Below are 22,719 nucleotides of genomic sequence, written 5' to 3'. Positions count from 1 at the left end.
AGACTAGGCGCTGACCAGGTCGAACGTCTGGCTGGCGATCTCCAGCTCCTCATCGGTGGGCACCACGGCCACCGCGACCCGGCTGGACTCGGTGGAGATCAGCCGTGCCGTGGCGGAGCGCAGTGTGTTGCGGACGCCGTCCACCTCGATGCCGAACGCGGTGAGGCCGCGCATCGACGCCTCCCGCACCGCCGCGGAGTTCTCCCCCACGCCGGCGGTGAACGCGATGGCGTCCACCCGTCCGAGCACCGCGGCGTACGCGCCCACATACTTGCGCAGCCGGTGGATGTAGATGTCGAAGGCGAGCTGGGCGGCCTGATCGCCCTCGCCCATCCGGCGGCCGATCTCGCGCATGTCGTTGTCCCCGCACAGCCCGGCCAGCCCGCTGCGCTTGTTGAGCAGCGTGTCGATCTCATCGGTCGACATGCCGCCCACCCGGGACAGATGGAAGATCGCCGCCGGGTCGATATCCCCCGAACGGGTGCCCATCACCAGCCCCTCCAGCGGGGTCAGCCCCATCGAGGTCTCCACACAGCGGCCGCCGCGCACCGCCGAGGCGCTGGCCCCGTTGCCCAGGTGCAGCACGATCGTGTTGACCTCCGCGGGGTCCTTGCCCAGCAGTGCGGCGGTGGCCCGGGAGACATAGGCGTGCGAGGTGCCGTGGAAGCCGTAGCGCCGCACCCCCCAGCGGTCGGCGGTCCGCACGTCGATCGCGTAGCGCGCCGCCGACTCCGGGATGGTCGAGTGGAACGCGGTGTCGAAGACCGCGACCTGCGGCAGGTCCGGGCGCAGCGAGCGGGCCACCTTGATCCCGGTGACATTGGCCGGGTTGTGCAGCGGGGCCAGTGGGATCAGCTTCTCGATCTCCTCGACCACCTCATCGGTGATCAGGGTCGGCTCGGTGAACCGGGTGCCGCCGTGCACCACCCGGTGGCCGACCGCCGCCAGCTCGGGCGAGTCCAGGCCCAGGCCCTTCGCGGCCAGCTCGTCGGCCACCTGCTTGAGGGCCGCCGCGTGGTCGGCGACGGGTCCCTCACCGATCCGCTCCACGATGCCGGAGGCCGGACGGGACCCGTCGGCCATGTCCAGCAGCTGGTACTTCACGGACGAGGAGCCGGAGTTGAGGACGAGCACTCGGGAGCCGTTCACGCGGACTGCGCTTTCTGTGTCGGGGACGCCGTTGCGGTGGACTGGGCCTGGATGGCGGTGATCGAGACGGTGTTGACGATGTCCTGTACGAGTGCCCCGCGGGACAGGTCGTTCACCGGCTTGCGCAGACCCTGGAGCACCGGGCCGACCGCGACGGCGCCCGCCGAGCGCTGGACGGCCTTGTAGGTGTTGTTGCCGGTGTTGAGGTCCGGGAAGATCAGCACGGTGGCCTTGCCCGCCACCTCGGACTCGGGCAGCTTGGTCGCCGCGACCGCGGCGTCCACCGCCGCGTCGTACTGGATCGGGCCCTCGACCAGCAGATCGGGGCGGCGCTCGCGGACCAGCTCGGTCGCCTTGCGGACCTTGTCCACATCCGCGCCGGAGCCCGAGGTGCCGGTGGAGTACGACAGCATCGCGATCCTCGGCTCCACCCCGAACCGGGCGGCGGTCGTCGCCGACTGGATGGCGATGTCCGCGAGCTGCTCGGCGCCCGGGTCGGGGTTGACCGCGCAGTCGCCGTACACCAGCACCCGGTCGGCCAGGCACATGAAGAAGACCGAGGAGACGATCTGGGCGCCCGGGGCGGTCTTGATGATCTCGAAGGCGGGCCGGATGGTGGCGGCGGTGGAGTGCACCGCGCCCGAGACCATGCCGTCGGCCAGTCCCTCCTGGACCATCAGGGTGCCGAAGTAGGAGACATCGGCCACCACGTCGTACGCCAGCTCGTAGGAGACGCCCTTGTGGGCGCGGAGCTTGGCGTAGCCCTCGGCGAAGCGCTCCCGCAGTGGCGAGGTCTGCGGATCGATGATCTGGGCCTCGGCGAGCTGGATGCCGAGTTCGGCGGCGCGCTTGCGGATCGCCTCCTCCTCGCCCAGCAGTGTGAGATCGCACACATCACGGCGGAGCAGTACGTCGGCGGCGCGCAGCACCCGCTCCTCCGTGCCCTCGGGCAGCACCACCCGGCGGCGGTCGGACCGGGACCGCTCGATCAGCTCGCGCTCGAACATCATCGGGGTGACCCGGCTGGAGCGGCCCACCGAGATGCGCTCGGTCAGCGCGGCGGTGTCCACATGCCGTTCGAAGAGGCCCAGCGCGGTCTCCGCCTTCCGCGGCGAGCTCGCCGTGAGCTTGCCCTCGATGGCGAACAGCTCGGCCGCGGTCGGGAAGGACCCGCCCGCCACCGACGCCACCGGGGTCCCCGGGGCCAGCCGCGAGGCCAGCGCCAGGATGTCCGGTCCCGGCCGCTCGGCCAGGGTGAGCAGCACCCCGGCGATCGGCGGGGAGCCCGCGCTGTGCGCCGCGAGCGCGCCGACGATCAGATCCGCGCGGTCCCCGGGCGTCACCACCAGACAGCCCTCGGTCAGCGCGGGCAGGAAGGTCGGCAGCATCGCGCCGCCGAAGACGAAGTCCCGCACATCCCGGGAGAGCCCGGTGTGATCGCCGAGCAGCACCTCGGCGCCCAGGGTGCGGACGATCTGGGAGACGGTGGGCGCCGACAGGGACCCGTCCTCGGGCAGCACATAGCTGGGCACCGGCAGCTTGGCGGCCAGCCGCTCGGCGATGGCCCCGCGGTCCGCGGGCGTCACCCGGTTGACGACCACGGCGACGACATCGCAGCCCTGCGCCTCATAGGCGCGGTAGGCGTTGTGCGCCTCGGCGCCGGCCGATTCCGCGGTCTGCTTCTGGCCGCCGACGACCGCGATCACCGAGGCGCCGAACTCATTGGCCAGCCGCGCGTTCAGCCCCAGCTCGTCGGGGAGGCTGGTGGCCGCGTAGTCGCTGCCCAGCACCAGGACGTAGTCATACGCGTCGGCGATTTCGTGGAAGCGGCCGACCAGCTGCGAGACCAGTTCGTCGGTGCCGCGCTCGGCCTGGAGCGTGGCCGCGTCGTCGTACGTCATACCGAAGACGGACTCCGATGACTGGCCGAGCCGGTAGCGCGCCCGCAGCAGCTCGAAGAGACGGTCGGGATCGTCGTGCACCAGGGGGCGGAAGACGCCGACCCGGTCGACATGGCGGGTCAGGAGCTCCATGACTCCCAGCTCGACGACCTGGCGTCCGTCGCCACGCTCGACCCCCGTCACGTACACGCTGCGTGTCACGCGTGCTCTCCGTTCCTCTGGCGTTCGTTCGTCGGTCGTTGGCCGGTGTTTGCGTTGTGTGCGCATCACGGACACAAATTGGCCACATTGGGTGGCCCAGTCCTCTTGACAATACCTGCGACCCTGATTAAGGCGCTTGTCGCTCGGGGGATACAGCACCACCCGGCCCATGAAACAATCGGACTGGCTCACATCTACCCGTAGGGAGCAGGAGACACAGCACGATGCGCATCGGAGTTCTCACCGCAGGCGGCGACTGCCCCGGTCTCAACGCTGTGATCCGGTCGGTGGTGCACCGCGCGGTCGCCGGCCACGGAGACGAGGTGATCGGATTCGAGGACGGTTTCAAGGGGCTCCTCGACGGCCGTCACCGCAAGCTGGACCTCGACGCCGTCAGCGGCATCCTCGCCCGCGGCGGCACCATCCTCGGTTCCTCCCGACTGGAGCGCGCCCGGCTGCGCGAGGCGTGCGAGACCTCGAAGGACCACGCCCGGGACTACGGGATAGATGTGCTGATCCCGATCGGCGGTGAAGGCACGCTCACCGCGGCGCGGATGCTCTCCGACGCGGGGCTGCCGATCGTCGGCGTCCCGAAGACGATCGACAACGACATTTCCTCCACCGACCGCACCTTCGGCTTCGACACCGCCGTCGGCGTCGCCACCGAGGCCATGGACCGGCTCAAGACCACCGCCGAATCCCATCAGCGGGTCATGGTCGTCGAGGTCATGGGGCGCCACGCGGGCTGGATCGCGCTGGAGTCCGGAATGGCGGGCGGCGCCCACGGCATCTGCCTGCCGGAGCGGCCCTTCGAGGTCGACGGGCTGGTGAAGATGGTCGAGGAGCGGTTCGCCCGCGGCAAGAAGTTCGCCGTCATCTGCGTGGCCGAGGGCGCGCATCCGGCCGAGGGCGCCATGGACTACCAGAAGGGCGAGATCGACCAGTACGGCCATGAGCGGTTCACCGGTATCGGCAACCGCCTCGCGGCCGAGCTGGAGCGGCGCCTGGGCAAGGAGGCCCGCCCGGTCATCCTGGGCCATGTGCAGCGCGGTGGCACGCCCACCGCGTACGACCGCGTGCTGGCCACACGCTTCGGCTGGCACGCCGTCGAGGCGGCGCACCGCGGCGACTTCGGCATGATGACCGCGCTGCGCGGCACCGACATCACGATGGTGCCGATCGCCGAGGCGGTCACCGAGCTCAAGACCGTTCCGGTCGACCGCATGGACGAGGCCGAGTCGGTCTTCTGATCCGGCACGGCCCCGCTCTCCCCTCGCTCTCCGTCTTCTCCGTTGTTCACCGGCCGTGGCGGCCTTGACCATCCCCCCGTGGAAGGTCAAGTCCGCCACGGCCGTGTGCCGTTGGCGAGGTTCAGCCTTGAACAGGCGGCCGGAGTGAACAAGGCTGTTCCGTGTCCGGGACATGTTCCGGAGCAGTCCCGGACAGGGCCGGGACACCTGGGTGGGGGACACAAGGGCGGGGGAGACAACCACAGATGGCCGATGCCGACAGAGCTCCGGATCCACGGCGGGCGCGGAGCGCGAACGAGTTCATCACCGCGCTGCAAGCGCTCAAGGACTGGTCCGGCTGACCTATCGGGAACTCTCCGCACGGGCCGACGCGGTGGGGGACGTACTGCCGCGCAGCACGGTCGCCAATATGCTCGGGCGCGCCACGCTGCCCCGCGAGGAACTGGTCGCGGCCTTCGTACGGGCCCGTGGTGTGGGACCCGCGGAGCTCACCGTCTGGCTGGCCGTCCGCAAGGACCTCGCGACCCGCGCCGGCGAACCGGGCGCGGGCCCCCTCCCGGACGCCGCCGCGCCGCCCGCCTCCGGCCCTGGCGGGGCGCCGGACCTCAGCCGGGTCGGGTCGTTGGATTCGCTGGAGCCGCGCGAGCACGGTGAGCCCGCGCCGTTGGCCGCCGCCTCCGCCTCCCGTACGGCCGAGGCGGGTGCCCGGCGCTCCCGGATGCCGATGCTGAGCGCCGCGCTCGGGCTGACCATCGTCGTGGCCGCCATCGCGGCGGTGCTCGCCTGGCGGGCGCATGACGGCGGCGGTGGGGGCGGTGAGGGGCGCGGCGGACGGGTCGACAAGGGCGGGTCCGTGGCGGTCTCCCCGGACGACGCGGCGCCCGCGCCCGGGAAGTACCGGATCCGGGCCGTCCACTCCTCGCTGTGTCTGTCCGAAGGAGCGGCCCTCCGGGGCGGAGGGGTAGCCCGCGCCGCCTGGGCCGTCCCGCTCCTCTGGTACTGTCCCCGCCTGATCAAGGGGGAACTGGTCAGGTTATGTGAGGAGTTACGGGCGGGATGCGTGGTTTATGGGGCCGTGTGTGGCAGCGCCGCACGCCCTTTGTCGTACTGATGGCGGTGGTGGGGATCGCGGGAGCCGTCCTCGTGACCCGGGACACCGGCGGCGGCCATCTCGCCGCCAACCGGGCCCAGTTGCGGAAGGCGTGCGACGGCACCCTGCCGTACCGGGACCTCGAACGGCTGGTGCGTGACGAGCGGCCGGGCGAGCTCGGACAGCACGGCACGGTGCTCGCCCCCGGTCAGCAGAGCCGCTCGCTGCTGGACTGCTCGCTGTCGTGGGGAGACGGCCACGGGGTCACGGTCCACGCCGAGGCGCTGGTCTCCGATGTGCCCCAGCCCGTGCGGACCCGGGACCTCCTGGAACCGGCCGGTGGCCACGGCACGTTCGTGGCGCCGGGCACCACCGGCCAGTACGGCAAGTGGGGAGCCTGGCTGGTGGCCGACTGCCTGGGCGGGCTCGGCGGCCGGGTCCGGCCCACCACCGATCTGTATGTGACGGCCCGGGTGACCGATGGGACTGACGGGGCCGATGGGGCCGACGGGGCTGATAGGACTGACGGGTCGACGGCGGCGCGTGGCAAACCGGGCCGCGCCACCGCGCTCCTCGGCTTCCGTACCGCCGTTCATGTGGCCAACGCCCTCACCAAGGCCCAGCACTGCGGCTCCGGCCCGCTCATGACGCCGACCGCCGTGCTGGACACGGACGAGACCCATGGCGCGCCCGGCCGGGGCCTGCGCAAATGCGAGTGGATCGACGGCTCCTCGCTCCCCGGTGTCGCCTCCGGCACCTGGACCACCCTCGGCGATCTCCAGGAGTCCACCGGTCTGAGCGCGTGCGCGGGGGAGTGGGACGCGGAGAAGAACGCCGGAGAGCGCCCGCACCCGAAGGAGTGGCAGATCACCGAGGTCGACGCGGCCAGCTGGTCGGGCGTCCTCGGCCGGTCGGCCTACAACTCCTACGAACGCGAGGGCCATGTGCCCGGGTGGGGCGCGCAGCAGGACAAGCGCCCCTCCGAGGCGGACGCGGGCTCCGATACGCGGCAGGAGGACCGCGTCTCCGCCTACTCCGGACGGCCCCAACTCGCCCTGTGGGCACGCTCGGTGTGCGGCGGCCGCACCACCTACCACCGGGTCGCCGTCTTCCCCGAGATCCGGCTCGAGGACGGCGAGACGGCCGTCATCAGCGGCAAGGACCGTGCCAGGCTGTCGACCGCCGCGCGTACGGTCCTCGACCGCTATCTCGACGCCGAGGACGGCTGGCCCGCCTCCGCGGACTGCCGCGACACCACGGTGCTCGGGGAGGTGGAGCAGTGGCACTGACCCGACCCGCCCTCACCCGGCGCCAGGTCCGGGCCCTGGTGGCCGTCGCGGTGGCGCTGGCCACTCTCACCGGGGCGTTCGTCTGGTTCTCGGGCAGCGAGGACCGGGCGCTGGACGGCGCCTGCGACGGGGTGCTCCCCACCGGCGAGGTCCGCGCGCTGCTCGGCGGCGACGAGGCCGGACTGGATGTGACCAACCGCACCGAGGGCACCTTCGGCGGGAAGGCCGCCAAGACCGGGCAGGGCGGCGGCAAGCGGGCCAACACCCTCTCCGTACGCTGCCGGATCGCCGCCGAGGGCACCGGCCACATCGCCGTCTCCATCGCGGGCTCGCCCCGCCCCCGCGCCGAGTACGGATACGGCGAGCTCTACACCGCCGTACCCGCCCGGCGCACGCTTCCCGTCCCCCTCGGCCACGGCTGGTCCGGTCTGTTCGCCACCGAGACCGCACGGCTGGACGACGCCGAGGACGGCACGGCCACCACCGCCGTGCTGCTCGACTGCGCCCGGCGCGGCGACAGTCTGCTGATCACCGTCGAGACCGCGCTGCGCGGCGCCACCACCCTCGACGACCCCGCCGTACGCCCCGACTTCGTCCGCACCGCCACGGCCACCGCCCGGGCGGCCAACGACCACTGGGGCTGCGGTGCGCGCCTGGGCAAACCGGTCCGTACGGTCGGCCTGCCGGTGAACGAGGACGAGTACGAGCCGCTGCTCGGCGCGGGCGGCACCTGCGCGGCCGTCCCCACCGCCGCGCGCTCCGCCGTCTCCACCGCCCGCGAGACCGCCCGCGACCGCGCACCGCTCGAGAGCTGCGTCCTCGGCACACGCGACGGCTCACCGCTCTACCGGCTGGAGGCGTACTACGGCCCCTACGCGGAGGACGCCCGCTCCCAGTACACCCGGGACTACGACTACGAGAACGTGACCCCCGCCGAGAAGCCCGCAGGACGGCTCGGCCGCAGCGCCTACTGGGCCGGTGCCACCTGCCCCCACGGCGCCGAGTCCGCCCTCTACCTCATCCGCGCCGACGCCGCCGACGGCGAGACCCGCCGCCGCCCCGACCTCGCCTACGAACGCGCCGCGCTGGCGGCCTTCGCCGCCGCCTCGGCCGAACACCACGGCTGCGCGGCGCCGACGTTGCCCAAGGGCTGAACCACCGGCCGAACGAGGGGTTGTCCGCCGGATCCTGACGCCTGCGGCGGGCTGCTCCCCTCCCCGCCCCTTCCCACAACTGGGGCTCCGCCCCAGACCCCGCTCCTCAATCTCCCCCAGCTACCGCTGGGACGTGCCCCCTGGAGGGGCTGGATGGCGGGGCTCAGCCCCAGGCTCCGGGGTCCAGGGGCGGGAGCCCCTGCCACGCGGCGGAGCCGCATATCGATGCTGCGGGAAGGGGCGGGGAGGGGAAAGATCGGCCGGGCACCCCGTGGCGACCGCGCCGTCATCCCTTGACGGCGCCGCCCAGGGCGAAGCCGCCGCCCAGGCGGCGGGAGATCAGCACATAGAGCAGGAGCACGGGCGTGGAGTAGAGGATCGAGAAGGCGGCCAGCTGGCCGTAGACCACCTGGCCGTAGTTGCCGAAGAAGGTGAAGATCGAGACGGACGCGGGGAGCTGTTCGGGGGAGAGCAGCAGCATGAAGGGGACGAAGAAGTTTCCCCACATCATGATGAAGCTGTAGATCATCACCACCGTGATGCCCGGCCCCATCAAGGGCAGGATGACCCGGGTCAGGCTCTGGAGCCAGGACGCGCCGTCGGTCCACGCCGCCTCCTCCAGGATCACCGGCACACCGTCCATGAAGTTCTTCATCAGCCAGATGGCGAACGGGAGTTGGGAGGCGGCGAGGAAGAGCGCCGTACCGTACATGGTGTCCACGAGGTCCACCTGGACGAAGAGCCCATAGACCGGAACCATGATCGCGGTGATCGGCAGACAGGTGGTGAAGAGCACCGTCAGCAGATACGGGCGCACGATCCGGGAGCGGAAGCGGGAGAGGGGATACGCGGCGAGGGCCGCGCAGGCGACGGTCAGGACGGTGGCGCCGCCGCACAGGAGCAGGCTGTTGAGCATGGGCGTGAAGGTGATCTCGTCCGTCCACACCGCCGAGAAGTTCTCCATCGTGGGGGCGCCGGGAGCCGAGACCCGCAGGGTGGCGTCGCTGTCGATGGAGGCCAGGACCAGCCAGGCGAGCGGCAGCAGAAACGCGGCCGCGACCACCAGCAGCGCGGCGTCGGCGGCCAGCCGGCGGCGCAGCCGCGGGGACCAGGCGGGCCGGGGACGGGACTTGGCGGAGCGGGGCCAGGTGCGGGCGGGGCGGGCGGAGAGCGCGGACAACCTCGGACCTCCTCGCGCGCTTGCGAGCGCAGTCGATCAGCGTCCGTCCATGAAACCCGCTGCCCTACGCCTGGGGGAAGACGCGTGCGCGGATGGCGCGTGCGTGGACGGCGCGTGCGTGGGCGGCGCCTTAACGCTTCACCGGGAGGCGGGCGTGACCGGCTGGTCGTTCCGCAGCTGGTCGAAGAGTCGCCGCGCCTGGGTCTCGTTCCACTGCACGGCGCTGCCCTTGGCGGTCCGGAGGTTGGGGTTGGACACCGGGACGTTGAGCTGCTTGCCGTTGCCCGAGGTGACGCCCTTCACCGCGTCGAACATGGACATCAGGGTCGGCAGCCCCATGTCCTTGTCCACGATGAGCGTGTCCAGACCCGCGCGTACGGTCGGGAAGGCCGCGAACGGGTTGGCCAGGACACCGGGTGTGGCCGCCTTGTTGGCGAGGGCGGCCAGGAACTTCTGCTGGTTCCGGGTGCGGCCCAGGTCGCCCTCGGCCTCCTGCTTGCGCTGGCGGACGAACGCGAGCGCCTTCGCGCCGTCGAGGGTTTGGCAGCCCTTCTTCAGGTCCAGCCCGGACTTGGGGTCCTTGATGTCCCGGTCCACGCACATCCGTACCCCGCCGACCGCGTCCACGACGTCCACGAACCCCGAGAAGCCGATCTCCGCGTAGTGGTCGATGCGCAGCCCCGTGTTGCGCTCGATGGTCGAGACGAGCAGATCGGGGCCGCCCATCGAATAGGCCGCGTTGAGCTTGTTCTGGGACGGGTTGTAGCGCCTGCCGGTCTCGGGGCGGACGAAACCGGGGATGTTCACCCAGGAGTCGCGCGGCAGGCTCAGCATCGTGGTGCCGGCCGAGCCGGTGTGCAGCACCATCATCGAGTCGGTGCGGCGGCCCTCGGCCGAGCCGGTGCGCAGGCTCTTCCTGGCCTCCTCGGAGAGGCCCTCCCGGCTGTCGGAGCCCACGACGAGGTAGTTGGTGCCCTTGCCGGGAGGTGGGCGGTCCGGCGACCTGCCGAGGTCGACCTCGCGGTTGAGCTGGGCGTCAGCCCAGACGTAGGCGCTGCCGGAGGCGAGGAGCAGCGCGGAGACCGCCACGATGGCCAGCCGGACGATCCGGCGGCGCCGGCTGAGGGGCTCCTTGGGGGCGCGGCGCCGGACGGTGGGGGCGGGGGCCGGGGCGGGTGCGGGCGCGGGGGCCGGGGTGCTGGTCTCCTGGCCGGTCCGGTAGGGGGCCGGTCTGGTGGGGACGCCCTGGGTCGCGGACGCGGGGATGCTCTGCGTCTCCGCCGTGGAGATCTCCCAGGCTCGCCCCGACGGCCGGTTCGCGGCGGCCCACCCGTCCAACCGATCGCTCATGGGCGGCAGTCTGCCGAGGGGCTGGAGGGGCCGCCGTCCGTTCATAGAGGTATGACAACTTCGCCCCGGCGTTGAACGCCGACCCGGTCGTCATCCGTCATGCCGTCACGCCGCCATCCCTCACCGCGATGTCAGGCTCCGGTACGCGGGCGCCTCGCCGAGCGTCTGGGCGGCCGTCCCGGAGCGCCGGCTGCGGTGCCACCGCAGCCGTGTCCCGAGCAGGAGGGCGACCACGGACTGGATGACCACCAGATACATCAGCTGCCGGTAGACGAAGAGCTGGAACGGCAGCGACCACAGCGCCCGTATCCGCTCACCGTCCAGCCGCAGCGCGTATCCGGCACACGCCGTCTGGACGGCGAGATAGCCGAACCACACCCCGGCCGCCTCCGCCGGGTCCCGGAAGAGCGCCCCGTACAGCGCGAAGAGGTCGATCACGGGCGCCAGCAGCGGCAGCAGCACCTGGAAGAGCGTGAGATAGCTGAGGCCCCGGCGGCCGAACCGCCCCACCGAGCCCAGCGAGATCACCGCGCGGCGGTGCTTCCACATGGCCTGGAGCGTGCCGTAGCCCCAGCGGTAGCGCTGGCGCCACAGCTGGCGCAGGGAGGTGGGCACCTCGGTCCAGGCGATGGCGGTCTCCTCGTAGACCACCCGCCAGCCGGCCCGCCACAGCGCCATCGTGAGGTCGGTGTCCTCGGCGAGGGTGTCCTCGCTGACCCCGCCGACACCCATCAGCGCGTCCCGGCGGAAGGCCCCGATGGCGCCGGGCACGGTCGGCATGCACTCCAGCACCTCGAACATCCGGCGGTCGAGGTTGAATCCGAAGACGTACTCCAGGTGCTGCCACCTGCCCAGCAGACCGCGCCGGTTGCCGACCTTGGTGTTGCCGCTCACCGCGCCGATGGCCGGGTGGGCGAGCGGCTGGATGAGCTGGTGGACGGCGTCGGGTTCGAAGACTGTGTCGGCGTCGACCATCACCACGATGTCGTGGCGGGTGTGCGCCAGGCCGGTGTTGAGGGCGGCGGCCTTGCCCGCGTTGGGCTGGCGGACCACCAGCACCCGGGGGTCGTCGACGCTCGCGGCGATATCGGCGGTCCGGTCCGTCGAGCCGTCGTCGATCACGACGACCTGGAGGCGCTGATGGGTGGAGGCGAGCAGCGAGCGGATGGTGGCCTCGATGCCCGCCTCCTCGTTGTAGGCGGGGATGAGCACCGTCACCGGTTCGTTCACCTGCCGCAGCCAGGGCGCGCCGGGCCGGGAGCGGGTCAGCCGCCGGACATGGGTGCGGGCGAACAGCACGAGCATCAGCAGCCGCAGCACCCCCAGCGCCCCCGCGATCCCCAGCACCCAGACCATGGTGGACACAAAGCCCCGGCCGATGGCCGCGACCCAGATCAGCGCCTTGCCCTCCCAGCGTTCGAGGCCGGAGACCGGGACGTCGACCGGGGGCACGCCGAGCCCGCCGGTCACGGTGGTGAACTTCCTGGCCCGCGGGTCCTTGAGCAGCTTCTCCGTCTCCTGGTACGCGGTGTCCGTCTGGCTGAACTGCCGGACCACCCCTTGCGAGGGCTTCCGGCCCGATCGGTCGGCGGCGACCAGCGCGTAGCCCTCCGCGGCGACGCGCCGCGCGGCCTGCCACTCGTCGCCGCACAGCGTGTCCACATCGGTGGTCAGCGGCAGCCGCAGCAGCCTCGGCTGGACCCCCACCGAGCCCGCCAGCGCCGACTCGGTGAGGGACAGCTCCATCCGGGAGCGGGTGGGGGAGGCCGTGCCCATGTCGGCGCCGGTGTAGGTGTTCGATCCGATCTCATGGCCCTCGGCACGGATCCGGCGTACGAGTTCCGGGTGCTTTGCCGCCTTGGCGCCGGAGACGAAGAACGTGGCCCGCGCGTCGTATCTGCGCAGCAGGTCCAGCAGGCGCGGGGTCTGGACCGGGTCGGGCCCGCCGTCGTAGGTGAGCGCCACCGTTCCGGCGGGCATGCCCACGGTCCGCACCCGGTCGCCGTTGATCTGCACCACCGGCCCGCCGTCGGCCAGGGCCCGCGGCACCGGGCTGGCGCAGGGCCGCCGTGTCTTCGCCGCGTCGACCTCGTGGTCGGTCCAGCCCTGGAACATCAGCAGGCCGAACATGGCGGGCAGGACGAGGAGCAGGAGCAGCCAGTGCGCGCGCGGGTCACGGGACCGCTTGTGCCGGCCTCCTCGGGTCAGGTGGCTTGGTTCCTGGCGTTTTTTCGACCGGTTGCCCTCAAACATGGTTGGCCGCACCGTAGTTGGGAGGCAGGGAGCGGGGCCGGTGAAGCAGCGGGAATGGATAAGAAATCCCGGGACGCTCCCCGCCGCCCCGCCGGATCGCGTAGTGAGCGCCCGGAAGCGGCCGCCGCCGCGGGGCGGCTCTGCTTGACTGGCGCGCATGACCTCTGCCGACTCGTCCGTCTTCGAGACCACCAGGCCCGCGTCCGCCGACTACCTCACCCGGCTCGTCGCGAGCGACGCCGGACGCGACTACAAGGGGCGGATGCTGGACGCGCTCGACCTCCGGGCCGGGCTGGCCGTCCTGGACGTGGGGTGCGGCCCCGGCACCGATCTCCCCGCCCTCGCCGAGGCGGTCGCCCCCGGCGGTACGGTCATCGGGGTCGACCGCGATCAGGAGATGCTGGACGGGGCGGCGGCGCGCACCGCCGCGCATCCGTGCGTCGAGCTCCGGCGGGGCGATCTCCACGCCCTCCCCCTGGACGACGCCGTGGTGGACCGCGCCCGCACCGACCGGGTGCTCCAGCATGTGGACGATCCGGCGCGGGCCCTCGCCGAGTTCCACCGGGTCCTGCGGCCCGGTGGACGGCTGGTGATGGGCGAGCCCGACTGGGACACCCTCGCCGTCGACCACCCCGACCCGGCGCTCTCCCGCGCCTACACCCGCCACATCACGGAGCGGGTGGTCCGCAACGCCGCCATCGGCCGCCAGCTCGCCCGTCTCGCCACCGGCGCCGGGTTCCGCGTGCCGGAGGTCATGCCGGTCACCCAGGTCTTCCGCGATGTCCGCTCGGCGGACCGGGTGTTCGGGTTCGAGCGCACCACCCGTCGTGCCGTCGGGGCCGGGTATCTCACCGAGGCGCAGGCGGCCGAGTGGCTGGATCATCTGGCCCACGGCCCGTTCCTCGCCTCGGCGACGCTGTATGTGGTTGTGGCGGAGGCGTAGCCGACCGTGCCCTCGACGCGGGCCGGTGGGAGCTCGGCGGACGGGTAATCGGTTGCCCGTCGGCGAGGGTGGCGGATGCAATGTCCGGCATCGAGCCGCACCTGCGATGTCCGGCATCGAGCCGCAGCCGAATCGTCATACGGGAGACGCCCGCGCATGAATACGCCGCCATCGCCACCTGGAGTGGAACGGACCGACGGATCAGCCGTCCGGATCGGCGCTCTCGTTCCGCTGACCCGGCCCGGCTGGGTCGAGGCGGGCCGGCACCTGCTCGCCGGACTCGAGCTGGGCGTGCGCGAGGTCAATGACACCGGCGGGATCGCCGGAAGGCCGCTGGAGCTGGTGGTCCGGGACACCGCGGCCGATCCGCGGAGGGCCGCGGCGGCTGTGGATGAAGTGGCCGGACTGGGCGTGGCCGCCCTGGCTGGGGAGTATCACAGCGTCGTCGCTCGTGCCGCCGCCGCCAGGGCCGACGCCCTGAGCCTGCCGTTCCTCTGCTCGTCAGCGGTTCTCGACGCGCTCACCGAGCAGCCGACGGAATGGGTCGCGCGGCTCGCCCCGGCGCAGTCCCACGGCTGGAAGATCTACGCGGACTTCCTCCTCGGCGCGGGCCACAGCCGTATCGCCGTGGCCGCCCAGCCGAGTGTCTACTGGGCGTCCGGGACCCGCGTTCTGCGGGACCACCTCGCTCCACGCGGCGGCGCCGTCATCGAACTCGACATGGGCGCGCTCACCCCCACGGCGGTGTGCGATGAACTCGTCGGCCATCGCGCGACAGCCCTCCTTCTGCTGGTCGGCCACCCGGAGCCGGCGGTGCCGATCGTCCGGGCCGTCCGCCGCGACCCGCGTCTCGCCGAGGTCATGATCGGTGCTCCGGCCGGGCAGCCGGAGTTCGCCGGATGGGCGACGTCGCTGGGCGACGACGGCACCGCGATCCCGTTCCTGCGCTATCTGCCCGAGCGCCTCGGCCCACTCGGCACACGGGTCGGGACGGCCCTGCGCGAGCGGCTGGCCGAAGCGCCCTCCTTCGTCGCCTTCGAGGGCTACGACACGGTGGCCGTCCTCGCCGATGTGCTGCGTTCGCACGGCGCGGACCGGGCGCGTATCGCGGAATCCTGGCCGCGGGTCACGGTCGAGGGCACCCGCGGGCGGATCCGGTTCTCCCGCACACCGGACATCAGCGTGTGGCAGTGGGCTTGGGCGCCGGTCCAGGTGGTTGACCGGGATCCGGCGGAACCCGAGCGCTTTCGGATCCTGCACACCGGCTGAGGGCGCACGGAGGTTCCGACCGCCCGGAGCCGTCCGAACCTCAGGCGGGCCTGAACCAGGTGGCCAGCGCCTCGTGCAGCCCGTCGTTCGTGGCGCCCTGCCAGGCGACGTAGGCGTCGGGCCGGAGCAGCAGCGCGGTGTCGAGGCCGGGGACGGTCACGGTGTCGACGTGGGCCGACCAGGGGCCCGGGTCGAGAGTGCCGGTGGGGTCGAGCAGCAGCGTGCGGGCGGTGCGGGTCAGATCGCGCAGACCCGGCAGGTCCGGCGCCCAGTGGCCGACGAGCGGGCCGGTGGCCGGGCCCATGTCGTAGGCGATGTCCGCGCCGGAGAGCATCCGCGCGATGTGCTGCCGTGTCGTGGGCTGGTCGAGCAGTTCGCCGAGCAGTTCGCGCAGCGCCGTCACATCGCCGCCCGGCCGGGTCAGCAGCGACTGCGCCTGGGTGTGCATGGCGACCCGCCGCGCCGCGGGGTGCCGCTCCGAGCCGTACGTGTCGAGCAGCCCCTCCGCCGCGTGGCCGCGCACCTCGGCGGCCAGCTTCCAGCCGAGGTTCACCGCGTCCTGGAGGCCCAGGTTGAGCCCCGGGCCGCCGATCGCCGAGTGCACATGCGCGGCGTCGCCGAGCAGTAGGACACGGCCCGCGCGATACCGCTCGGCGATCCGGGTGTTGCCGCCGAACAGCCGCCTCATCAGATGCGGTCCCGGCCCGGTCGGCGGGCCGAGGGTGATGTCCGCGCCGAGCACCCGGCGGGCGCTGGCCCGCAGTTCGTCCAGCGATGCCTCGCCCTCGGCAGGCTGTCCCCATTCCACGGTGATCAGCTTCGGGTCACCGTCCTGGGACGGCGCCCAGGCGATCAGCCCCCGCTCGGTCCGCAGATGCTGGAACGGCGGTACGACGCCGAAACCGGGCACGGTCAGGCCGCCATCGGCACGGACCGCGTCCGGGGGCACGCTCACATGTCCGGTGCGCGACACCGAGTCGTCCGTCGTCACACCGGGGAACGCGATCCCGGCGAGTTTCCGGACCGCGCTGCGTCCGCCGTCTGCGCCGACCACGAACTCCGCCTCGATCGGGGCCTGTTCGCGCAACTCGACCGTCACCGACTTCTCGCCCTGCGTCAGGCCGATCACCTCGTGGCCACGGCGGATGTCGACGCCCAGCTCGGCGGCGCGCTCGGCGAGCATGCGCTCGATCCGGCGCTGCGGCACCAGGAGCGTGTAGAGCGGGTTGTCCGGCAGGTCGCCCAGGTGGAGCGGGAACGCGCCGAAGGTGAAACGGTCCGCCGGCTCGGGCGGCGTGGGCACGGTACCGGGCGCGAGCAGCCGCTCGTACAGCCCGCGCCGGTCGAGCATGCGGATGACCTGGCCCACGAGGCCGTTGGCGCGCTGAGCGTCGTGCGGTTCGGTGAGGCGTTCCAGGACGACCGGGCGCACACCGGCCAGGGCGAGTTCGCAGGCGAGCATCAGCCCGTTGGGCCCCGCGCCCGCGATGACGACGTCAATCATGAATTCCCTTTCCAGGCAGGGGAAATGGAGGATTTACGGGGTGGAAAGCCCCGCCCCGATCCTGGCGAGGGCGTCCGTGAGCAGGTCGTTCACCGGCACGGATGGACCGGTGCGGAGATGGTGTGCGATGACGGTGTTGACCGCGCCCATGACCGCGGAGGCGACGAGGTGCGGGTAGAGGTCCCGCTCGGCGTCGCCGCCGATGCGTTCGGCGACGGCCACGGCGATCTCGGCCTCGGTGACGGCCCCCGCCCGCAGCATCTCGCCCCGCAGGGCGGGCTCCTCCACCATCACCCGCACACCCGCCGTCCACTGCGCCGCGTCGGTGGCGGGCGGATGCGCGACCGCCTCCTCGTCCGGCTCGAACTGCCGCAGCACGGAGTGGGTGACCGCGTCCCACAACGGCCCCTCCGGCCGCTCGCGCAGCGCCTCCGCGATGCGCAGACAGCGGTCGAGATGGCGGAAGGCGATCGCCTCGGCCTTGCTCGAAAAGTAGTTGTTGAACGTACGCGGCGAGACACCGGCGGCCTCCGCGATGTCCTCCACCTTCACCTTGTCGTACCCACGCTCCACGGCCAGCCGCACGGCGGCCCAACTGAGTGCCGCATGCGTCTGGGCCTTCTTGCGCTCTCGTAGCCCCATGGGCCGAGCGTAACAAAATTTGCGTGCCCCGCAAATCTGCGGGGCCCGCAAGTTTTAGGCGATGAGAGGCCAGCGACGTCCGTCCGGAATGTGCCACGCGTAGTGGTGTCCGTCGGCTTCGCGGGCGTAGCCGAAACGGTCCTGAGCGGGGCGGCCGTGCTCGTTCCACCACTGCCAGGCGGTTTCCGCCTGCCGCCACAGGTCCGCGCTCCCGCCGTACGTGACGGTGGTGGTGTCTTCATCGGCGATCGGGGCACGTGCCCATGTGCCGTCGTGCTGCTGGAGTTGGAGCGACATGGCGCCGGTCTCGTCGTCCACGTGATAGACCAACTCGCCACCGGGAAGGTGGAAGGCGAGCAGCAGCCGGAACGGGTAGTGCGCGCGGATGTCGGTGGCGGTGAGGGCGGCGGTACGGGATCCCGCTCGGGGTGCGTAGGGTGCCCGCTCGAGGCGCGGGTAGGTATGAGCGTCACCGCGGGCGGCCATGAAACGTCCGGCCGTGGTGGTGAAGCGGCCCAGGACGCGTTGCTCTTCATCCACTGTCAGGTGGACCAGGCCACCCTCGATGCCCATGGACACGTCGGCGAGGATTGTGCCGCCGGGGCGGGTCTGCTCGATCCAGGCAGCGGGGATGCGGGGAACCGAGCAGGTCGCGATGGTGCGGTCGAACGGTGCGTGCCCCGGGAAGCCCTGTTGCCCGTCTCCAGCGGCGAGGTGCGGCAGGTAGCCCGCGGAGGCGAGCCGGCCACGGGCGGCTTCGACGAGCGCGGGGGAGACGTCGATGGAGTGCACAAGGCGATCGCCCAGCCTGGCGCACAGCAGAGCGGCGTTGTACCCCGTGCCGGTACCGACTTCCAGCACTCGGTGGCCTTCCTCCACGGCCAGGTCCTCCAGCATCCGCGCCATGAGGCTGGGCAATGTGCTGGAGGATGTCGGAATTCCGGTCCACGCTTGCTCGTCGACGCGTTCGGCCGTGTCGGGGTCGAGCGCCGTGACGAGGGTCTGGTCGCTGTAGACGGCGGCTTGCCAGGCGTCACGGTCGGCCGGGTCATGTCGACGCCATACGGTGATGCCCCTGTTGTCGACCTCCTGTCCGTACCACTCGGGCACGAAGATATGCCGCGGCACACTGGCGAACGCGTCGGCCCAGGCGGCCGAACGGATCGCTCCCACCCGCTGCAATTCCTCCACCAGCGAGTGCAGTCGCGGTGGCGCTCCGTCGGAGCGAGGGACCCTCACGTGGCTACTCCTTGCAGTTCATCGGCGATGGCTTCGGCGATGGGCAGACCCGTGGCGCCTTGAATCCAGTCCCATTGCCCACATGGATTCGCCTCCAGGAACGTCCATGCGCTCGATGGTGAGACGACGAAATCGACGGCGGCGAAGCGAAGGCCCAGGCGGTCCATCAGGCAGCGCACCCCATCGGCGATGTCCGTGGGCGCGTCGGTCCGGCGATAGGTGAGGGAACCGTAGTCGCTGCGCCAGTCCTCATGCCCTCGGGCGCTCCCGGCATGGACTTCCGCCGCGAGCAGACGGTCGCCTGCGATGGTGAGCCGGACCTCGTACGCCTTCTCGACCCAGGCTTGGAAGAGATGGGCGGTGGTGTCGATGCCGCGTAGATCGACCAGGTCGTGCGGGGAAAGGCGACGGGTGTAGACGGTCTTGAGTTCATTGCCCTCGATGAATACCGGTGAGGCTACGGGTTTGCAGATGATGGGGCCCGGGACGTCCTCGGCGAATGCTCTGACGGCACTGGGGTCGTTCGTCACGAGCGTCGGTGGGATGGCGAGGCCGCACTCACGGGCCGTCGCGAGTTGGATCGGCTTGTACTCGGCGCGAGTCATTGCCGCTGGGTGATTGACCCACCGGGCGTCGAGCGCCGAAATCACTCCGCCGAACCCCGCGCGTGCCTGCGCCGCGGCGAACCGCCGTTCAGCCCCGGACATTCCGTCCGCGAGACGGAACTGATGAGGTGCGCGGAAGTAGACGGCCTCGATGTCCGAGAGCTCGACAGCCCGATGAGCGTTGGCGAGTCCGCCGGACCATCCTCGATGGGTGTCGATGCGCCCTGCGAGGACGGTCTGCTGCGGAAAGTCCGCGGTGTCCATACGGAACACCCGCGCCCCTCGATGGGCGAGTACGCTCACGACCCGGTCCGTCGGCCAGTCGTCGCGGGCGGCGATCACGAGGATGGTGGCCATGACCTCAATCCTTCGGGCCTTCGTCGAGCGGCGGAGGATTGGTCATGTTGCCGTCGGGGACGGTGGGGGTGTGAGTCGCCATGTACGGCAGTGGGCCGTCGTAGAGGCCGATCGACATTTGTGATTCCTCATCGTAGACGGCCGCTGGTTTCTCGATCGCCTGTGCGGAGTCGGGCACACGGGCGAAACGAAGAATCCATGGGCGCGTGGTGGAACCCGAGGGCTCCTCGTCGCTCTGCGGAATCCGCTCGCCATGGGCTAGGAGCGGAAATGCCTCACGTGGATGCGCGAACGTGGTCACTGCTTGCTGTCCTTTTCCTCGCGATGGTCGAAGGGGCAGAACCAGTGTGGTTCCGCACCCCTTGGTTACGGCTCGTTTGTGCATCGGTCGGCAGGGAGTGCGGCGGTCAGGTCCAGTTCGGCCCAGATCTCCTTGCCGGTGGTGCGCTCGCGTACGCCCCAGCGGTCCGCGAGGGCGCGGACGATGAGCAGGCCGCGGCCGTGCCTGTCGCGGGGCGATGGGTGGCGGGGCCGGGGGAGTCGCTCGCCCCGGGGGTCGGATACGGCGATGCGCAGACGGGTTTTGGTGAGCGTCAGCTGGACGCGGAAGAGCCGCCCGGGGATGCTGCCGTGCCGCATGGCGTTGGTGGCCAGCTCGGACACGATGAGCGCTACATCGTCGGCGAGCGCGGGATGGCCCCAGTCGGCGATCAGCCGCGCGGCGTGCCGGCGGGCCCTGGTCACGCTTATCGCTGTCGGGACGTAGTCGATGCGGCCCTCGTCGATGACGGGGTCCGGGGTCCGGGGGTCTCGGGGCGCGAATGCCATCACGTACCTCCAGTGGGCAGGGCAGGGCGGAGTGAGTCCGCCAACTGACGTCCCTGTGCGAGCGGTTCATCACGGACCGTAGCCCTGTGTGCGTGATCGGTTCAACTCAACTGAGGAAAATTCAACCGATCTCGCTTGCGGGGGTGGCTCGTTACGCTCCAGACTGGCGTCACATCACGGAGGAGAGGTGCGCGGTGACAGAGGGTCAGTCCACCCAAGGGAACAGCACATCAAGCGTCTTGGGGAGGAGACTGGGCGCCGAGCTGATGAGCCTCCGGACCCGAGCGGGCTTGACGCAGACGCACGCGGCGAAGGCGCTGAGCGCTTCGACCGGCAAGGTCGCCAAGATGGAGGGCGGGTGGGTTCCCATTCGGGACCCGGATATCCGGGCGCTGTGTGAGCTGTACGGTGCGAGCGACGCTGAGATCGTGGGTCCGCTATTGGAGCTTGCACGCATCGACCGCGAACGCCGCAAGGCGAAGGGCTGGTGGAACGACGTCACGCTCACAAGGACGATGAGGGAGTACGTACCCCTTGAGAACGCGGCCACGACCGTCAAAACGTGGCAGGTGTCGTTGATCCCTGGTCTGCTCCAGACCCCGGACTACATGCGGTCGTTGCGGCGTGAGTGGGTTCCAGGCGATCACCCGGATCAGGTCGAGGCGTTCGTCACCTCCAGGGCTGCTCGTCAGCAGAGACTTTCCGGGGACGAACCGCTCCGCCTCTGGGCCGTGGTCTCGGAGGCGGCGCTGCGTGCCCCCGAGGCCGAGGCCGCGATGTTACGGAAGCAGTTGACGAGCCTCCTCGACTGGAGCGAGCGCCCTAACATCACGATTCAGGTGCTTCCCTTCGGCGCCGGGATGAGTCGAGCGCTCGCGGGCTCCTTCAACGTTCTCTCCTTCGCCGAGCCGGGTGCCATGGACGTGGTGTTCCTGGAATTGGCGTTCTCCACGACATGGGTCGAGGGTGGCGAAGGCGCGGCGCAGCACGTAAGACTGTTCGAGGAGACTGCGCGGGGCGCGCTGCCCGAGGCTGAGTCCCGAGCCTTCATCGGGGCACTCATCAAAGGACTGTGAGCTGTGACAACCTTCGTCTTCCGTAAGTCGAGCTACAGCGGTGGCGAGGAAGAGTGCGTCGAGGTGGCTACGAACGTGCCCGGGGCCGTGGCGGTACGTGATTCCAAGGACCCCGGGGGTCGAATACTCCGGTTCACCCCCGCCGCCTGGGGGGACTTCCGGGCTGCCCTTGCCGAGGGGCTGGTCGATTAGCCAGCCAGGCCGCGACGGTCTCGGCGAGAGGCTGGCCGGTCTCCAGCTCGATGAAGCCGAACTGCCCGCCCTGGTTGCACTCCAGGAACCACCAGGTGCCGTCATCGTCCTCGGCGAAATCGAAAGCGCCGTAGGCGAGCTGGGTGAGAGACATGTAGGCATGGACGGCCCCCACGATTCGGTCGGGTATGCGAGCCGGAGACCAGAGGGCGCCGTTGTCGGTGAAGCGCCCGTCGACCTCCTTGGGGTCGGACAACTTCCGGGCGGCGGACAACTCGTCTCCGACACAGGTCAGCCGGATGTCCGCACGCTTGGGTATGCGCTGTTGAAGAAGGGTCGGGCCGGCTGCCACTCCTGCGAAGTCGGCATCCGGATCGACACGGGTGGTGGGAAGCGCCATCGGCGGGTCATCGGGGTGTGCCCCCGAAACCGACTTCACGACGAGATCCCGGTACCGGGCGGCGAAGTCGCGTGCGATCTGCGGGAAGGTGGTGATCAGTGTGGGAGGCACCGCGAAGCCACTGTGGTGGGCGACACGCAACTGCCAGGGCTTGCGGCGGGCCTGCTCGGCCGCGACCGGGTGGTTCATCCAGCGCGTGCCCGTCGAGTGCAGTGTTCCGTACAGGGCGTGTTCGGACTCGGCCGTGAGCCATTCGGACAGATGGGTGGTGTGCGCGGCCGGGCGACCGGGTCTGCGTACCCATATCGAGCGCAGTCCGGTCATGCTCACCACCCGGTCACCGGTCGACAGGTGACCGTGGAAGTCGCCCTGGGCGTACTCCGCTGACAGGCTGACCTGGCCGGGGAGGTCGGCAGGGTCCAGGCGCACGACCGGGACACCCCGATCGTGCAGGACCGACACCACCATGTCCGTGGTCACATCCTCGGCACAGGTCAGTATGAGGACCGTCATGGGGCCCGTCAGTCGTCGAAGTGGGTCTTGGAACCCGCCGTGGAGCAGGTCGTGCTCGTCGCCAGCAGCAAGGCGTGGTCGCTGGTGGCCGGGCGGCCGTCGGGCAGGACGTTCCACTGCCGTCTGGGGTCATAGGCGTAAGGGATCACGATGGGCGGGGGCGCGGCGGGGCGGGCGTAGTTCAACGCGAAAGGCTTCATCATGTCTCCTCCTGTTTGACGGAAGGCGCATCAGGTTCCGAGCTCGCTGAGCGACAGACGGCCGCGCCGACCCGCGGGCCCGCCAAGCCGGTAGCGACCCCGCTCCGTCAGGCGCGACGCTGGGGAGCACGGCT

21 protein-coding genes are annotated in these 22,719 nt (G+C 71.0%); 8 read left to right on the top strand and 13 right to left on the bottom strand.

Annotation, left to right across the window (positions count from 1 at the left end; translation table 11 throughout):
- Positions 1–3: 3 nt before the first annotated feature.
- Entirely contained in the window at positions 4–1,149 is a 1,146-nt protein-coding gene (locus NQU54_RS25185; protein ID WP_257633110.1) for an acetate kinase, read from the bottom strand.
- On the bottom strand, positions 1,146–3,251 hold the full coding sequence (gene pta / locus NQU54_RS25180; protein ID WP_257633109.1) for a phosphate acetyltransferase: 2,106 nt from the start codon (positions 3,249–3,251) through the stop codon (positions 1,146–1,148). The genes NQU54_RS25185 and pta overlap by 4 nt, the downstream gene beginning before the upstream one ends.
- A 224-nt stretch (positions 3,252–3,475) precedes the next feature.
- Here pta and NQU54_RS25175 point away from each other — a divergent pair, with 224 nt between their 5' ends.
- The 4 genes from NQU54_RS25175 (at position 3,476) to NQU54_RS25160 (ending at position 8,034) form a co-directional block, all read left to right on the top strand.
- Complete coding sequence (locus NQU54_RS25175) at positions 3,476–4,501, top strand: ATP-dependent 6-phosphofructokinase (protein WP_069866736.1); 1,026 nt, start codon at positions 3,476–3,478, stop codon at positions 4,499–4,501.
- Between the two features lie 373 nt (positions 4,502–4,874).
- Positions 4,875–5,612 (top strand): hypothetical protein, encoded by a 738-nt coding sequence (locus NQU54_RS25170; protein WP_257633108.1) that lies wholly within the window; start codon positions 4,875–4,877, stop codon positions 5,610–5,612.
- The gene (locus NQU54_RS25165; protein WP_257633107.1) at positions 5,558–6,880 is read left to right on the top strand and encodes a hypothetical protein; all 1,323 of its coding nucleotides are present in this window, start codon (positions 5,558–5,560) and stop codon (positions 6,878–6,880) included. The genes NQU54_RS25170 and NQU54_RS25165 overlap by 55 nt, the downstream gene beginning before the upstream one ends.
- On the top strand, positions 6,871–8,034 hold the full coding sequence (locus NQU54_RS25160) for a hypothetical protein (protein WP_257633106.1): 1,164 nt from the start codon (positions 6,871–6,873) through the stop codon (positions 8,032–8,034). Before NQU54_RS25165 ends, NQU54_RS25160 begins: the two co-directional genes overlap by 10 nt.
- Positions 8,035–8,320: 286 nt before the next feature.
- Here the strand turns inward: NQU54_RS25160 and NQU54_RS25155 are convergent, their stop codons facing one another.
- The 3 genes from NQU54_RS25155 to NQU54_RS25145 all read right to left on the bottom strand — a co-directional run bounded on the left by NQU54_RS25155 (position 8,321) and on the right by NQU54_RS25145 (position 12,817).
- Positions 8,321–9,214 (bottom strand): carbohydrate ABC transporter permease, encoded by an 894-nt coding sequence (locus NQU54_RS25155; RefSeq protein WP_372506021.1) that lies wholly within the window; start codon positions 9,212–9,214, stop codon positions 8,321–8,323.
- 138 nt (positions 9,215–9,352) lie between these two features.
- A complete protein-coding gene (locus tag NQU54_RS25150; protein ID WP_257633105.1) occupies positions 9,353–10,564 on the bottom strand; it encodes an LCP family protein in 1,212 nt (403 codons plus the stop codon).
- Between the two features lie 120 nt (positions 10,565–10,684).
- Positions 10,685–12,817: a bifunctional polysaccharide deacetylase/glycosyltransferase family 2 protein gene (locus NQU54_RS25145; protein WP_257633104.1), complete on the bottom strand. Its 2,133-nt coding sequence runs from the start codon at positions 12,815–12,817 to the stop codon at positions 10,685–10,687.
- 157 nt (positions 12,818–12,974) lie between these two features.
- On the opposite strand from NQU54_RS25145, the gene NQU54_RS25140 reads away from it, so the two are divergent.
- Complete coding sequence (locus NQU54_RS25140) at positions 12,975–13,760, top strand: methyltransferase domain-containing protein (RefSeq protein WP_257633103.1); 786 nt, start codon at positions 12,975–12,977, stop codon at positions 13,758–13,760.
- Between the two features lie 156 nt (positions 13,761–13,916).
- Positions 13,917–15,029 carry an ABC transporter substrate-binding protein gene (locus NQU54_RS25135; protein WP_257633102.1) on the top strand — a complete coding sequence of 371 codons (1,113 nt, stop codon included), beginning with the start codon at positions 13,917–13,919 and terminating at the stop codon, positions 15,027–15,029.
- Positions 15,030–15,069: 40 nt separating this feature from the next.
- Here the strand turns inward: NQU54_RS25135 and NQU54_RS25130 are convergent, their stop codons facing one another.
- From NQU54_RS25130 to NQU54_RS25105, 6 genes are all read right to left on the bottom strand, one after another.
- Positions 15,070–16,533 carry an FAD-dependent monooxygenase gene (locus NQU54_RS25130; protein WP_257633101.1) on the bottom strand — a complete coding sequence of 488 codons (1,464 nt, stop codon included), beginning with the start codon at positions 16,531–16,533 and terminating at the stop codon, positions 15,070–15,072.
- Positions 16,534–16,566: 33 nt separating this feature from the next.
- The gene (locus NQU54_RS25125; protein ID WP_257633100.1) at positions 16,567–17,175 is read right to left on the bottom strand and encodes an acyl-CoA-like ligand-binding transcription factor; all 609 of its coding nucleotides are present in this window, start codon (positions 17,173–17,175) and stop codon (positions 16,567–16,569) included.
- A gap of 54 nt (positions 17,176–17,229) precedes the next feature.
- Complete coding sequence (locus tag NQU54_RS25120) at positions 17,230–18,414, bottom strand: methyltransferase domain-containing protein (protein ID WP_257633099.1); 1,185 nt, start codon at positions 18,412–18,414, stop codon at positions 17,230–17,232.
- Positions 18,411–19,376: an ATP-grasp ribosomal peptide maturase gene (gene tgmB, locus NQU54_RS25115; protein ID WP_257633098.1), complete on the bottom strand. Its 966-nt coding sequence runs from the start codon at positions 19,374–19,376 to the stop codon at positions 18,411–18,413. The genes NQU54_RS25120 and tgmB (NQU54_RS25115) overlap by 4 nt, the downstream gene beginning before the upstream one ends.
- Positions 19,377–19,380: 4 nt before the next feature.
- Positions 19,381–19,677 (bottom strand): putative ATP-grasp-modified RiPP, encoded by a 297-nt coding sequence (gene tgmA, locus NQU54_RS25110; protein ID WP_102937250.1) that lies wholly within the window; start codon positions 19,675–19,677, stop codon positions 19,381–19,383.
- Positions 19,678–19,742: 65 nt separating this feature from the next.
- The gene (locus tag NQU54_RS25105; protein ID WP_257633097.1) at positions 19,743–20,204 is read right to left on the bottom strand and encodes an ATP-binding protein; all 462 of its coding nucleotides are present in this window, start codon (positions 20,202–20,204) and stop codon (positions 19,743–19,745) included.
- Between the two features lie 194 nt (positions 20,205–20,398).
- Here NQU54_RS25105 and NQU54_RS25100 point away from each other — a divergent pair, with 194 nt between their 5' ends.
- Positions 20,399–21,280, top strand: coding sequence for a helix-turn-helix domain-containing protein (locus tag NQU54_RS25100; protein ID WP_257633096.1), 882 nt, complete (start codon positions 20,399–20,401; stop codon positions 21,278–21,280).
- A 3-nt stretch (positions 21,281–21,283) separates the two neighbouring features.
- Positions 21,284–21,472, top strand: a complete 189-nt coding sequence (locus NQU54_RS25095) for a DUF397 domain-containing protein (RefSeq protein WP_257633095.1) — start codon at positions 21,284–21,286, stop codon at positions 21,470–21,472.
- Here the strand turns inward: NQU54_RS25095 and tgmB (NQU54_RS25090) are convergent.
- Together tgmB (NQU54_RS25090) and tgmA (NQU54_RS25085) are read right to left on the bottom strand one after the other, a co-directional pair.
- Positions 21,414–22,385, bottom strand: coding sequence for an ATP-grasp ribosomal peptide maturase (gene tgmB / locus NQU54_RS25090; protein WP_257633094.1), 972 nt, complete (start codon positions 22,383–22,385; stop codon positions 21,414–21,416). The two genes, NQU54_RS25095 and tgmB (NQU54_RS25090), sit on opposite strands and share 59 nt — an antisense overlap.
- Before the next feature lie 8 nt (positions 22,386–22,393).
- A complete protein-coding gene (tgmA, locus tag NQU54_RS25085) occupies positions 22,394–22,585 on the bottom strand; it encodes a putative ATP-grasp-modified RiPP (RefSeq protein ID WP_257633153.1) in 192 nt (63 codons plus the stop codon).
- Positions 22,586–22,719 lie beyond the last annotated feature (134 nt).

The sequence above is a fragment of the Streptomyces malaysiensis subsp. samsunensis genome (assembly GCF_024519315.1).
Taxonomy (GTDB): domain Bacteria; phylum Actinomycetota; class Actinomycetes; order Streptomycetales; family Streptomycetaceae; genus Streptomyces; species Streptomyces malaysiensis.
The sequence above is the reverse complement of the archived record's forward strand: the minus strand, read 5'-3'. Positions and strand labels throughout refer to the sequence as shown.

Bases quoted from the DNA above. Each gene is read 5' to 3' on its own strand.
- NQU54_RS25175 (WP_069866736.1), top strand. From the start codon at position 3,476: ATGCGCATCGGAGTTCTCACCGCAGGCGGCGACTGCCCCGGTCTCAAC.
- NQU54_RS25165 (WP_257633107.1), top strand. From the start codon at position 5,558: ATGCGTGGTTTATGGGGCCGTGTGTGGCAGCGCCGCACGCCCTTTGTC.
- NQU54_RS25150 (WP_257633105.1), bottom strand. From the start codon at position 10,564: ATGAGCGATCGGTTGGACGGGTGGGCCGCCGCGAACCGGCCGTCGGGG.
- NQU54_RS25145 (WP_257633104.1), bottom strand. From the start codon at position 12,817: ATGTTTGAGGGCAACCGGTCGAAAAAACGCCAGGAACCAAGCCACCTG.
- NQU54_RS25140 (WP_257633103.1), top strand. From the start codon at position 12,975: ATGACCTCTGCCGACTCGTCCGTCTTCGAGACCACCAGGCCCGCGTCC.
- NQU54_RS25135 (WP_257633102.1), top strand. From the start codon at position 13,917: ATGAATACGCCGCCATCGCCACCTGGAGTGGAACGGACCGACGGATCA.
- NQU54_RS25130 (WP_257633101.1), bottom strand. From the start codon at position 16,533: ATGATTGACGTCGTCATCGCGGGCGCGGGGCCCAACGGGCTGATGCTC.
- NQU54_RS25125 (WP_257633100.1), bottom strand. From the start codon at position 17,175: ATGGGGCTACGAGAGCGCAAGAAGGCCCAGACGCATGCGGCACTCAGT.
- tgmB (WP_257633098.1), bottom strand. From the start codon at position 19,376: ATGGCCACCATCCTCGTGATCGCCGCCCGCGACGACTGGCCGACGGAC.
- NQU54_RS25105 (WP_257633097.1), bottom strand. From the start codon at position 20,204: ATGGCATTCGCGCCCCGAGACCCCCGGACCCCGGACCCCGTCATCGAC.
- tgmB (WP_257633094.1), bottom strand. From the start codon at position 22,385: ATGACGGTCCTCATACTGACCTGTGCCGAGGATGTGACCACGGACATG.
- tgmA (WP_257633153.1), bottom strand. From the start codon at position 22,585: ATGAAGCCTTTCGCGTTGAACTACGCCCGCCCCGCCGCGCCCCCGCCC.